Here is an 11,652-nt window from a genome sequence, read left to right as displayed (position 1 = left end):
GGTGAACCGGTTCCTCCCCTTTTCCGCATCGAGAAGCCACTGATGTCCCCACTTTTCCCGGCGCTGGCCTGGGCCTGCCTGCCGCTGTGCCTGTCGTGCGCGATCGCCACGGCGGCCGCGCAGGACGCCCCTGCGCAAGCCGCGTCGCCGGCGGCCAGCGCCGCACGCGTCAACATCAACGAATACCTGGTGCGCGGCAACAGCGTGCTGGATGCGCGCGAGATCGAACGGGCGGTGTCCGACCACCTGGGCCCGGACCGCACCCTGCAGGACGTGGAAGCCGCGCGCGCGGCGCTGCAGGCCGCCTACCAGAGCAGGGGCTACCAGTCGGTCTACGTCGACCTGCCCGAACAGCAGGTCAGCGGCGGGGTGGTGATCCTGCAGGTCACCGAAACCCGCATCGGCCAGGTCAGGGTGGTCGGCGCGCAGCACAACGACCCGGCCCGGCTGGGTGCGCGCGTACCGGCGCTGCAGGCCGGGGTGGTGCCCGATTTCGAGCGCGCCCAGCAGCAGCTGACCGCGCTCAACCGCGGCGGCAAGCGCCAGGTAGTGCCACTGGTCAAGCAGGGCGCCGCCGAAGGCACGATGGACGTGGAACTCAAGGTTGAGGACAAATCGCCGTGGCGCTACAGCGCCTCGCTCAACAACGACCACAGCGCCGACACCGAGCCGCTGCGCAGCATCCTGACCATCGGCCACGACAACCTCTGGCAGAAGGAACACACCGCCTCGCTGACCTTCTTCGCCGCGCCGCAGGACCTGGACCAGGCCAACGTCTGGTCGGCCGCCTACGGCCTGCCGCTGGCCGGCCCGGACTGGATGCTGGACTTCTCCGGCTACCGTTCCGACAGCAACGTGGTCTCCAGCGGCCAGACCAACGTCACCGGCAAGGGCCACGCGCTGGGCGTCAAGCTCACCCACAGCCTGCCGATGACCGGCGCCTGGTGGCACCAGCTGTCGATCGGGGTGGATTTCAAGGACCTGGACGAATCGGTGGCGATGGTCGGCCAGGCCTCGGATTTCGCCCCGCTCAAGTACGCCCCGTTGACCCTGGCCTACAGCGGTTTCCGCCAGGGTGAGCAGCACCAGTTGAGCGTGGCGCTGCAGGCCGTGTTCGGCGCGCGCAGCCTGTTCGGTTATGGCAGCAGCGACGATGAGTTCGACTGGAAGCGCGCCTATGCCGATCCGAGCTTCTTCACCGTCAAGGTCGACCTCAGCGATACCTACACGCTGGCCAGCGGCGCGCAGTGGTTCGCGCGGCTGTCGGCGCAGGTCACCGACCAGCCGCTGGTGTCGGGCGAACAGTTCGCCGCCGGCGGCATGTACACCACCCGCGGCTACCGCTCGGCCGAAGGCATCGGCGACTACGGCGCGCTGGCCACGCTGGAATGGCGCACCCGCCCGCTGGGCTGGTGGGGCCTGCAGGACTGGCGCCTGTACGGCTTCATCGACGGCGCCTGGCTGGGCCTGCGCCGGCCCCTGCCCGAACAGGCCGACAGCGCGCGGATGAGCGCCATCGGCCTGGGCAGCAGCCTGCGCATCGGCGAGCACTACAACCTGCGCCTGGACTACGGCCACTCGCTCAGCGACGGCCCGACCACCACCAAGGGCGCCAACCGCCTGCACCTGAGCGTCGGCGCCAGCTACTGAGCCCGAGCTTCCACGCCTTCCCCGGAGATACCGTCAATGCAACGCTTTCTTGCCCTGTTGTTGTTCTGCCTGAGCATGTCCACGCTCGGTGTCGCCCACGCCGAAACGGCGTGGTGGCAGGCCGACTGGAAGTACCGCAAGCCGATCACCCTGGACGCCGGCCCCAACGGTGCGGCGCTGGGCGGCAACCTGGGCCGCACCCCCGTGTTGATCCGCCTGCACACCGGCAACTTCGCCTTCGATGGCGTGGCCGAGGGCGGCAACGACCTGCGCTTCATCGGCGCCGACGGGCATACCGTGCTCAACCACCAGGTCGAGCAGTACGACGCGGCGCTGGGCATGGCGCTGATCTGGGTCGACCTGCCGGCACTCAGCGGCACCGCGCCGCAGACGGTCTGGATGTACTACGGTAACCCGGGCGCGCCGGCGGCCGGCAATGGCCAGCGGGTGTTCGACCCGGACTACAGCGCGGTCTACCATTTCGCCGACAGCGGCACCGAAGCGCGCGATACCACCGCCTACGTCAACCCGCTCAGCGGCGAATTCAAGCCGGCCGACGGCGCCATCATCGGCCGCGGCGCGCAGCTGTCCGGTACCCCGTTGCGCCTGCCCGGTTCGCCGTCGCTGGCGATCGCCGCCGGCGCCCCGATGACCTTCTCGGCCTGGATCAAGCCGGGCCAGCTCGGCCCGGACCAGGCCATCTACACCCGCCGCGAAGGCGAGGATGTGTTCATCGTCGGCCTGGACAACGGCGTGCCCTACGTGCGCGTCAACCAGCAGCGCAGCCAGCCGGTGCCGGCCCTGAAGGCCGGGCAGTGGGCGCACCTGGCGGTGACCGCCGCCGATGGCGCGGTGGTGCTGCATGTCGGTGGCCGTGAAGCGGTGCGTATCGAAGCGCGCCTGCCGGCGTTCGCCGGTGAAGCCCTGCTCGGCGCCGATGCGGCGCCGGCCGCCGCGGCCGGCGCCGTCGCCGCCGCGCCGGCGGTGCCGGTGGCCCAGCCGTTCCTGGGCGATATCGACGAAGTGCGGGTGTCCAAGGTGGCCCGCCCGGCCACGCTGCTGCTGGCCGACGCCAGCGCGCAGGGCGCCGAGTCGCGGCTGATCGCCTTTGGCGAGGACGAGCAATCGGCCGGGGTCAGCCACTTCGGTTTCATCCTCAAGGCGATGCCGGTCGATGCCTGGGTGGTGGTGATCGTGCTGGGCCTGATGCTGCTGCTGTCGTGGACGATCATGATCGCCAAGAGCCGCTACTTCGGCACCGTGGCCAAGGCCAACGAAGCCTTCACCGCGCAGTACCGGCAGGTGGTCGGCGCGCCGGTGGCGGCCTTGCAGGAACGCGACCGCAGCGGCGTGATCAGCGCGCAGATCCGCGACAACGCCACCCTGTGGCGACTGTACCGCATCGCCATGGATGAAATGGATGGCCGCGGTTCGCACCACCACGGGCTGACCGCCGCGGCGATCACCTCGATCCGCGCCTCGATGGACGCCGAAGTCACCCGCGAAACCGAACGCATGTCCAAGCGCATGAACTGGTTGTCCACCACCATCGAAGGCGCGCCCTACATCGGCCTGTTCGGCACCGTGATCGGCATCATGCTGGTGTTCGCGGTGGCCGCCATGGCCGGTGCGGTGGACATCAACTCGGTCGCCCCGGGCATGGCCGCAGCACTGTTGTGCACCGCCGCCGGCCTGGGCGTGGCGATCCCGGCGCTGTTTGGCTACAACTGGCTGGCCTCGCGCGCCGAGGCGATCGCCGCGGACATGTCGGTGTTCGTCGATGAGTTCACCGCGCGCCTGGCCGAAGAGTTCGACCGCAGCGCACCGGCCGCCGACGCGCGTCCGGCCCAGGCCTGAGGAGACCACCATGGCAAGGGCAAAGCGGTTCGGCATCAAGAAGCGCGAGAAGGGCATCAACGTCACCCCGTTCGTCGACGTGCTGCTGGTGGTGCTGGTGATCTTCATCCTGACCAGCAACGCCACCATCCCCGGGATCGAGGTCAACCTGCCCAAGGCCAGTTCCAGCATGGCGCTGGAGAAGCCCAAGACCAAGGCGATCACGGTGGACAACGCCGGGCAGATCTTCCTGGATGCCTTTCCGGTCAGCCTGGCTGAACTGGAGGACCGCCTGCGCACCGAGAAGGCGCTCAATCCGGATTTCCCGGTGATCGTGCGTGGCGATGCGCAGGTGCAGTACGCCCGCGTGGTCGAAGTACTCGACCTGCTGCGCCGGATCGAGCTCAACCAGGTCGGCCTGGTCACCGGCAAAGTGCAGGGGTGATGGCGTGAGTCCACTCCCTTCCCCCGCCGCCGGGCGCGTACCGGCGTGGCGACGCTGGTGGCCGCTGGTGGCCCTGGTCGCCGGCCTGGCGCTGCTGGTGCTGGCGCTGTGGTACCTGCTGTTCAAGGACCCGGCCAGCACCCGCCGCCCGGTGGCCGAGGTGCCGATGGTGATGCTGCCGCCACCCCCGCCGCCGCCACCTCCGGAGCCCGAACCCGAACCGGAGGTCAAGCCGGAGGAGCAGGTGATGCCCGAGCCGGAGCCGCTGGACGAGGTGCCCAAGCCCACCGAGGAAGCGCCGACGCCGGAAACCGCCGACCCGGTGACCATGGACGCCGACGCACAGGCCGGCGGCGACAGCTTCGGCATCCAGTCCGGCAGCGGCGGTGGCCGCAGCGGTACCGGTGGCGGCGGCGCCGGCAATGCCAGCTACGGCCGTTACCTGGGCTATGTGCTGCAGCAGGCGGTGGCCCGCGACGACAAGGTGCGGCGCCTGGCCTTCCAGCTGACCGTCAACGTGTGGCTGGACGCCTCCGGCCAACTGACCCGGGTGGAACTGCTGCGTGGCAGCGGCAACGCCGAGGCCGACGAACGCGTGCTGCAGGCCATCCGCGCGGTCGGCCGCATCGACGAACGCCCGCCGGCCACGCTGGACTTCCCCGCACGCGTGCTGGTGCAGGGCCGCCGGCCCGGCGCATGAGGCGGCGGCCACGATGACGTTTTCCCTTGAATCTTCCTTTTCTGCGAGCAAGCCGATGACCCGTTCAACCCTTCGTTCCACGCTGCTGGGATTGCGCAGCACCGCCCTGGCCACCGGTGTGGCGCTGTCGCTGTTCGCCGCTGGCGCGCAGGCCCAGGACGCGGCCGGCGAAAGCACCATGATCAAGCTGATTCGCGGCCTGATCGACAGCGGCGCGCTCAAGCCCGAGGCCGGCCAGGCGCTGCTGCTGGAAGCCCAGCGCGAAGCGGCGCGCACGCCCACCGCCGCGCCTGCGGCCGGCGCGATCGCCGCCCAGCCCGGCGATGTGCGCGTGCCCTACATCCCGCAGAGCGTGCGCGATGAAATCCGCGAGGAGGTCAAGGCCGGCATGATGGCCCAGGCCAAGGCCGAAGGCTGGGCCGCCCCGGACCAGGTGCCGGACTGGACCCAGCGCCTGCGCGTGCAGGGCGATGTGCGCGTACGCAACGAAAGCCGGCTGTATTCCGAGCGCAACAGCGACATCGAAGTGGACTGGGCGCGGATCAACGCCGGCAACGGCTACGACGTCAACGGCAACACCAACCTGGACCTGCCGCCGCTGCGCAACACCCGCCAGGACCGCAACAACTCCTGGCGCATCCGCGCGCGGCTGGGCGTGGTCGCCGAACTCGGCGAGCACACCCGCGCCGGCGTCCGCCTGGCCACCGGCAACGACAACGGCCCGGTCTCCTCCACCCAGACCCTGGGCGGCGGGCTGGCCAAGAAGGACGCCTGGCTGGACCAGGCCTGGTTGTCGTGGGCACCGCTGCAGGGCCTGGACATCATCGGCGGCCGCTTCGGCAACCCGTACTGGTCCAGCGACACGCTGTTCTCCAACGACCTCAACTTCGACGGGCTGGCGATCAAGTACACCCGTCCGCTCGGCGATGACGGCCTGTCGCTGTTCGCCACGCTCGGCCTGACCCCGCTGGAGTATTCCTCCGACAGCTTCCCCACCACCAGCCAGAACAAGATGGGCAGCGAGAACAAGTGGCTCAACGGCCTGCAGGTGGGCGCGAACTGGACCTTCGGCGACCAGCAGCAGCTGCGCGCGGCGCTGGGCTACTACGACTTCCGCAACATCGCCGGCGAGTACTCCCAGCCCTGCGCGTTGTATGCCGGCGCCGATTTCTGCAGCAGCGACTGGTCGCGCCCGGCGTTCATGCAGAAGGGCAACACCCTGATGCTCCTGCGCAACATCGCGCTCAATCCGCTCGACCCGGCCAACACGCCGATGCCGCAGTATGTCGGGCTGGCCTCGGAGTTCGAACTGCTCGACCTCAACCTGTCCTGGGAAACCCCGTTGTTCGACGGCCATGCACTGCGCGTGGAAGGCCACGGCATCAAGAACCTGGCCTACGACCGCAACGCGATGTGGGAGCGCGCCCAGGGCGGCATCGTCACCAACCTGGGCGCGGCCGCCAACGGGGTGGCCAGCGCGCAGGACATCGACAGTGGCGACATGGCCTATATGGTCCAGGCCACCTTCGGCCAGCTGGCGCTCAAGCAGGCCGGCGACTGGAACCTGTGGCTGGGCTACAAGCGCCTGGAAGCCGAGGCGCTGCCCGATGCCTACAACGATTCCAACTTCCACCTGGGCGGCACCAATGCCAAGGGTTACTACCTGGGCAGTTCGTACATGTTCGACAAGAACGTGTGGCTGACCGGGCGCTGGATGGCGGCCAAGCAGGTCAGCGGCGCGCCGCAGTCGATCGATGTGTTCCAGCTGGAAGTCAACGCCGGCTTCTGACCCTGTGGCCGGCGCCGCGGCGCCGGCCTTTCCCTTGCGCGATGGTATTGCGATGAACACTGAAGACACCTTGCACACGGCCCCTGCCGTCGATGAAAACGCGCTGGCCGACACCACCACCGATGCCGGCGGCCCGGCAGCGGGCACGCCGCCGCTGTACCGCACGCCGGTGCTGCTGTCGCCGCGCGAGCATGCGCACTGGCGCCTGCTGCCCGGCGATGCCGGCTTCGCTGCGGCCAGCCATGCGGTACCGCTGGTGGTGGGCGAGTTCGCCGCTGCCGCCCGCGACTACCCGCTGGTCTTTGTCGGTGCCGAGGCCGCGCCGGTGGTGGTGCTTGGCCTGCACGCCGAACACAACCGCTTCGTGGTGGCCGACCAGTGGCAGCAGGGCGCATACGTGCCGGCCTATGTGCGCCGCTACCCGTTCGTGTTCGCCCGCATCACCGACCCCGACGGCTATGCCCTGGCCATCGATGCCGACGCGCCGATGCTGCGCACCGATGGCGAGGACGGCCTGCCGTTGTTCGACTCCGATGGCCAGCCGAGCGCGCTGACCCGCCAGGCGCTGCAGTTCTGCGAAGCATTCACCGGCGATGCCAACGCCAGCCGGGCCTTCAGCGCCGCGCTGGTCGCCGCCGGTGTGCTGGTCGAACGCCAGGCCGATATCGTCCATCCCGACGGCCACCACACCAGCCTGCTCGGTTTCCAGGTGGTCGATGCCGAACGCTTCGCCGCATTGCCCGACGCGACCGTGCTGGCCTGGCACCGCCAGGGCTGGCTGGCGCTGGTGCATTTCCACCTGGCCTCGCTGGCGCGTTTCCCGGACCTGCTCAAGCCCTGACCCCCTCTACCGGGACGCCGGACAGGACACCGACAGGAGGTCGGGGGGCAGGCATCACGCCGGCCCCGCACGCGGCACCAGGCAGGTGGGAAGACCAGCCCGCATGCCGCAGCCCTTGTCCGGCACCCCGACCCTTCCTGTCCCCGCGCCGCACGCCGGCGCGGGGGATCAGCGCGGCCAGTGCGGCGCGATGCGCTCGGCCAGCACCAGCTCGGCCTGCGCCGGCCGGCCATCGCGCGCATAGCCGATCGCCACCGGCGTGCCCACCGGCAAGCTGCGCAGCAGCTCGCGCCACTGGCCCAGGCCGCGCGCGCCGACCGGTTCACCCTGGATCGACAACACCCGGTCGTCCACGCGCAGCTGCGCCTGTGCGGCGGCACTGTCGGCGGCCACGTCGGCGATCCGCAGCACATCGCCCTCGGCCTGCAGCCACAGGCCGCTGCGGTCGAACGGTTCGGGCGCGGCATTGTCTGCGTTCGGGGTGAAGTACATGCGCTTGGCCTGGTAATCCAGCCCCACCGTGAAGCGGCGCAGCAGGCCGCCGCCGACCAGCGCGCCGTAGTGGGGCGTGGCCAGCGCGCCCTTGTCGCCGGTCATCAGGTCGCCGGCCAGGCCGGCCACCTCCAGGCTGCCCAGTTGAAGCTGGCCCAGCCGTGCCGGATGCGCGCGGCTGGGGCCGCCGATGCCCCAGCCCAGCACCGTTTCCGCGCCGGCCTGGTACTTGTCCAGCAGGCCGTGCGTGCGTACGAACGGGCCGAGCAGGCTCAGCGAATTGCGCGAGCCCGAGTCGACCCACAGCCGCAACGCGATGCCATCGAGCGTGCCCGCCAGCACCGGGGCGCGGTCGTCCTGCTCGAATACCAGCGCCACTGCCCCGGCCGGCGGCTGGTAGCGGGCCGGGTCGGTGAAGGTAAGCACGCGCGCGGCATAGTCGAAGGTGGTGGCGAAGCGGCGGAAGGTTTCATAGCCGATGAAGCCGTCGTAGTGCACGCCCATCGATTGCACCTGCTCGCCTAGATCGATCACGTGGAACACCGGCCGCGGCAGGTGCGCCTGGCCGATGCGCAGATGCCGCCCCTGCGCCATGCCCAGTTCGACGGCGTTGTCGCCGGCACCGTGGATGGCCGATTTGCCGGCGCTGGCAAGTCCCAGCCGTTTGGCGGCGGCCGGGGTGAGCAGATTGATCGCGCCGGTATCCACCAGGAAACGTGCCGGCTGGCCGTCCACCTCGGCATCGACGTAGATATGGTTGTTGACCAGGTCGAAGGGGATCCGGGTCTGCCCCGAGGCGGTGTTCACATAGGCATCGGTGGGCATCGGCGGCGCAGCGAAGGCGCTGTCGGCGATCGCCGCGTTGACCGTATAGCGCCGCACCTGCAGTTCCCGGCGCAGGCGCGGCTCGTCGTGGCCGGCGCCATCGAGGGTATCGACGGTGATCCGGTGCGGCAGGCGCAGCCCGGCCACCGCGCGGTAGTCGTCCAGCACGGTCACCATCGACCCCGGCGGCAGCGGCTGCACCAGGCGGTGCAGCAGCCCCGAGTCGGCGTCGAACCACAGCTCCAGCCGCTCGCCTCCGTCCGGGGTGGCGGCCACCACGTCGTAGCGACGGCCGGCCAGGGTCTGCCGCCGCGCCGCATCTGTCCGGCCGGCGATGCGCGCCGGGTACCAGTAGGCGCGTGCGGCCAGCCAGGCCTGGCTGGCTGCGCGGCGGCGCGGCACCTGACCATCGAGCAGGCCCACCTCGCCGCCGCGTTCGCGGCGCCAGGGCTGCTGCCCGTCGTAGCCATGGGTGAGGGTGAACTGGCCCTGCCGCGCGGTTTCCAAATAGCGGCCGCGGCCCAGCTCCTGCTCCAGCCGCCATGCGCCGCGCAGCCCGCCGGAGGAGGCCTCGCCCTCGGCCCGCAGGGTACGCACCGCATCCCAGTGGCTGTCGCCGCTGCCGGCCTTGGCCCGGGCCAGCACCGTTGCCGTGTCCTGCGCCTGCACCGCGCCGGCCGTCATCGCCAGCAGCAGCGCCAGCAGCAGCGCCAGCAGCTTCCATCGGTATCCCATCGCACCGCTCCTTCACCAGAACCAGCGGTGATGGCAGCAGCAATCGGGTCGACGATCGTCCGGACGTGCAGGATTGGACCTTCAGTGGGCGTGGGCCGCGCCCACTGAAGGTGCGCGGCGGTACTCGCGCGGGGTGCGCCCGGTCATGCGCTTGAACACGGTATTGAACGTGGACTTGCTGCCGAAGCCGGACGCCAGCGCGATCTCCAGCACGCTGCGCGGGTCGTTGGCGTCGGCCAGGCTGGCGGTGGCCGCGGCGATGCGGAAGCCGTTCACGAACTCGGCGAAGTTCTGCCCCAGGCCCTGGTTCAGTGCCTGCGACACATGGTTGGCGGGCCAGCCACTGCGCTGGCTGAGGCCTGCCAGGTCGAAGCCCGGATCGGCATACAGGCGTTCCACCTGGACCAGCCGGCTCAGTTCGGCGGCGATGTCCCCGCACTGCGCCGGGTCGATCCCGGAGCGCTCATAGCGCGGGCCCACCGCATCCACCGCCGGCACGGCATGCGCGCAGCCATCGGCCTGCGCCGGCAGCAGGATGCGCTGGCGCAGGCCGAACCAGGCCAGCAGGTACAGGCCTGCCGTGGTCACTCCGTTCAACGCGGCCCCGAACCAGGGCCGGGCCGATGCGTCCGGGGCCAGCGGCCAGCGGCCCATCGCGCTGGAGATCCAGCACGCCACGATCACCAGCACCAGGCCGCGCAACCATACCCGCTGGGGCGAGGCCTGGCCGGCCGCCGGCGCTTCAGGCCAGGGCGGTGCCCGCCACGCGTGCCACACCGCGGCCAGCAGGTACGGGGCTCCCTGCAGCAGCCATGCGTGGAAGCTGAACAGGAACACGGCTGCGCCGGTGGGCGTGGCGTCGAACGGCGCGATCGCGTTCAGCAGTGAAATGCCGAAGGCCACCGCGGCCGGCAGCAGGTGCCAGCGCAGCGCGCGGTAGCCGGGCCACCGCCCCGGCGTGGCCAACGCCACCGCGTAGCCATACAACAGCGGGCCAAGCAGGTAGACCAGCGGCACCTCGACCACGCGCAGCCAACGCACCGCATCGGCCGACAGCCAGGCCCCGCCACCCAGCAGGAACGTGCCGAACAGATGGGCCAGCGCGAAGCACGCGAAGAAAGCCGTGAGCAAACCGGCCGCGCGCGTGCGCAATCCATATCCCATCGCGGCGGTCAGCGAGGCCAGCCCCAGCACGGCGGCCCCTGCGGCCAGGTTCAGCAGATCCGGTGGCGTCATGGGCGCAGTGTTGATGATGCCGGCAGGGGCGTCCAGCCACCCTGCGCCGGCACCGGCGCCGCACGTGCTAGCGCTGCGTGCTGTAATGCCTGGGCACTGACAAGCGCGCCCCGCGGTTTCCGCGTGGCTATCCGGGACAACGAGGCCGTCGGATGAACCTGCATGCTGCTACCGGCCACGCCTTCATCCGGACTCTGCTGCTGGTGGTGGCGCTGTGCACCGGCCCGGTGCTGGCCCAGGCGCCGGTTTCGCCACCGCTGCCACCGCCGCCGCTGGAACAGCCTGCAGAGGTGATCGCCGCACCGCCGCAGGCCGCAGCGCCTTCGTCATTGATCTGGGCGCCGCCATCGCCGGTCGGGCCGCGCGCGCCACCGGAGGTCGACGACCATCCCGGCACCGCCATTCCCTCGCGCTTTCGTATCGGCGATCCGGTGACGGTGCATGCGCGGAAATCGTCATGGTCCAAGGCGCATGCCACCCCCAACCCCCAGGCCTCGGAGACGGAACTGCTGATGGCCATTCCGGCCGAAGTGGCCGCCGTGCACGCCGACGGCAGCGTGCAGATCCAAGGCCCGCTCACCATCGCGGTAAACGGTCGGGATCAGACCCTGCAGGTTGCCGGCCGGGTCAGCCCCGGCGACATCGACGCCGGCAACATAGTGGATTCGCGCCGGATTACCCGCGCGTCGTTGACCTGGGCCGGGGGCGGGGGAATGGACGAGCCGCAGCAGCGGCGCCTGATCGGCAACATGGTCAAGCTGCTGCAGTTGCAGCAGGAGCACTGACGGCCCTGCTCAAGGCAGCGCGCCGATGCGTTGCGCCGGTCCCATCCCGCTGACGTGCAGCGGTCCCGGCGCGCAGGCCGGCATCGTGGCGCGCAAGGCGGTTCTGCCGCACTCGGGAAAGCACTGAACCTCCGCCACCGAGGCCGTCGGCGTAGAGACAGGTTTGAACGGGAGATGGTGCGCCCGGAGGGATTCGAACCCCCGACCAATGGCTTCGGAAGCCACTACTCTATCCGGCTGAGCTACGAGCGCGTTGTCCTGCATTTCCCGGGCGCCGGTACCGGCCGCCAGTCGCCTTGGCGGCGCGGGGACGAGCAT

The 11,652-nt window shown here is 70.4% G+C and carries 9 protein-coding genes and 1 tRNA gene; 7 read left to right on the top strand and 3 right to left on the bottom strand.

What is annotated here, in order from left to right:
- Positions 1 to 42 precede the first annotated feature (42 nt).
- Genes AC3ITM_RS18040 through AC3ITM_RS18015 form a run of 6 tightly spaced genes read left to right on the top strand, consistent with a single transcriptional unit; the run spans position 43 to position 7,261 of the window.
- A complete protein-coding gene (locus AC3ITM_RS18040) occupies positions 43 to 1,650 on the top strand; it encodes a ShlB/FhaC/HecB family hemolysin secretion/activation protein (protein ID WP_489267002.1) in 1,608 nt (535 codons plus the stop codon).
- Between the two features lie 36 nt (positions 1,651 to 1,686).
- Positions 1,687 to 3,507, top strand: a complete 1,821-nt coding sequence (locus AC3ITM_RS18035) for a DUF2341 domain-containing protein (RefSeq protein WP_489267001.1) — start codon at positions 1,687 to 1,689, stop codon at positions 3,505 to 3,507.
- A gap of 10 nt (positions 3,508 to 3,517) precedes the next feature.
- Positions 3,518 to 3,931, top strand: a complete 414-nt coding sequence (locus AC3ITM_RS18030; RefSeq protein WP_228886054.1) for an ExbD/TolR family protein — start codon at positions 3,518 to 3,520, stop codon at positions 3,929 to 3,931.
- A gap of 4 nt (positions 3,932 to 3,935) precedes the next feature.
- Positions 3,936 to 4,631: an energy transducer TonB family protein gene (locus AC3ITM_RS18025; protein WP_489266999.1), complete on the top strand. Its 696-nt coding sequence runs from the start codon at positions 3,936 to 3,938 to the stop codon at positions 4,629 to 4,631.
- A 55-nt stretch (positions 4,632 to 4,686) separates the two neighbouring features.
- On the top strand, positions 4,687 to 6,420 hold the full coding sequence (locus AC3ITM_RS18020; RefSeq protein WP_489266998.1) for a putative porin: 1,734 nt from the start codon (positions 4,687 to 4,689) through the stop codon (positions 6,418 to 6,420).
- A gap of 52 nt (positions 6,421 to 6,472) precedes the next feature.
- On the top strand, positions 6,473 to 7,261 hold the full coding sequence (locus tag AC3ITM_RS18015; RefSeq protein WP_489266996.1) for a SapC family protein: 789 nt from the start codon (positions 6,473 to 6,475) through the stop codon (positions 7,259 to 7,261).
- Between the two features lie 168 nt (positions 7,262 to 7,429).
- Here AC3ITM_RS18015 and AC3ITM_RS18010 read toward each other — a convergent pair whose 3' ends face one another.
- Positions 7,430 to 9,313 (bottom strand): aspartyl protease family protein, encoded by a 1,884-nt coding sequence (locus AC3ITM_RS18010; protein ID WP_489266994.1) that lies wholly within the window; start codon positions 9,311 to 9,313, stop codon positions 7,430 to 7,432.
- A gap of 81 nt (positions 9,314 to 9,394) precedes the next feature.
- Complete coding sequence (locus tag AC3ITM_RS18005) at positions 9,395 to 10,549, bottom strand: AraC family transcriptional regulator (protein ID WP_489266992.1); 1,155 nt, start codon at positions 10,547 to 10,549, stop codon at positions 9,395 to 9,397.
- 152 nt (positions 10,550 to 10,701) lie between these two features.
- Between AC3ITM_RS18005 and AC3ITM_RS18000 the strand changes: the two genes are divergently transcribed.
- Positions 10,702 to 11,334, top strand: a complete 633-nt coding sequence (locus AC3ITM_RS18000) for a flagellar basal body L-ring protein FlgH (RefSeq protein ID WP_489266990.1) — start codon at positions 10,702 to 10,704, stop codon at positions 11,332 to 11,334.
- A 175-nt stretch (positions 11,335 to 11,509) separates the two neighbouring features.
- On the opposite strand, the gene AC3ITM_RS17995 is transcribed toward AC3ITM_RS18000, so the two are convergent.
- A tRNA-Arg gene (locus AC3ITM_RS17995) sits at positions 11,510 to 11,586 on the bottom strand.
- Positions 11,587 to 11,652 lie beyond the last annotated feature (66 nt).

The organism is Stenotrophomonas sp. KH_029 (assembly GCF_057839765.1).
The sequence above is the reverse complement of the archived record's forward strand: the minus strand, read 5'-3'. Positions and strand labels throughout refer to the sequence as shown.

Excerpts from the sequence above, each read along its gene's own strand:
- AC3ITM_RS18035 (WP_489267001.1), top strand. The coding sequence starts at position 1,687 with ATGCAACGCTTTCTTGCCCTGTTGTTGTTCTGCCTGAGCATGTCCACG.
- AC3ITM_RS18040 (WP_489267002.1), top strand. The coding sequence starts at position 43 with ATGTCCCCACTTTTCCCGGCGCTGGCCTGGGCCTGCCTGCCGCTGTGC.
- AC3ITM_RS18020 (WP_489266998.1), top strand. The coding sequence starts at position 4,687 with ATGACCCGTTCAACCCTTCGTTCCACGCTGCTGGGATTGCGCAGCACC.
- AC3ITM_RS18030 (WP_228886054.1), top strand. The coding sequence starts at position 3,518 with ATGGCAAGGGCAAAGCGGTTCGGCATCAAGAAGCGCGAGAAGGGCATC.
- AC3ITM_RS18010 (WP_489266994.1), bottom strand. The coding sequence starts at position 9,313 with ATGGGATACCGATGGAAGCTGCTGGCGCTGCTGCTGGCGCTGCTGCTG.
- AC3ITM_RS18005 (WP_489266992.1), bottom strand. The coding sequence starts at position 10,549 with ATGACGCCACCGGATCTGCTGAACCTGGCCGCAGGGGCCGCCGTGCTG.
- AC3ITM_RS18000 (WP_489266990.1), top strand. The coding sequence starts at position 10,702 with ATGAACCTGCATGCTGCTACCGGCCACGCCTTCATCCGGACTCTGCTG.
- AC3ITM_RS18015 (WP_489266996.1), top strand. The coding sequence starts at position 6,473 with ATGAACACTGAAGACACCTTGCACACGGCCCCTGCCGTCGATGAAAAC.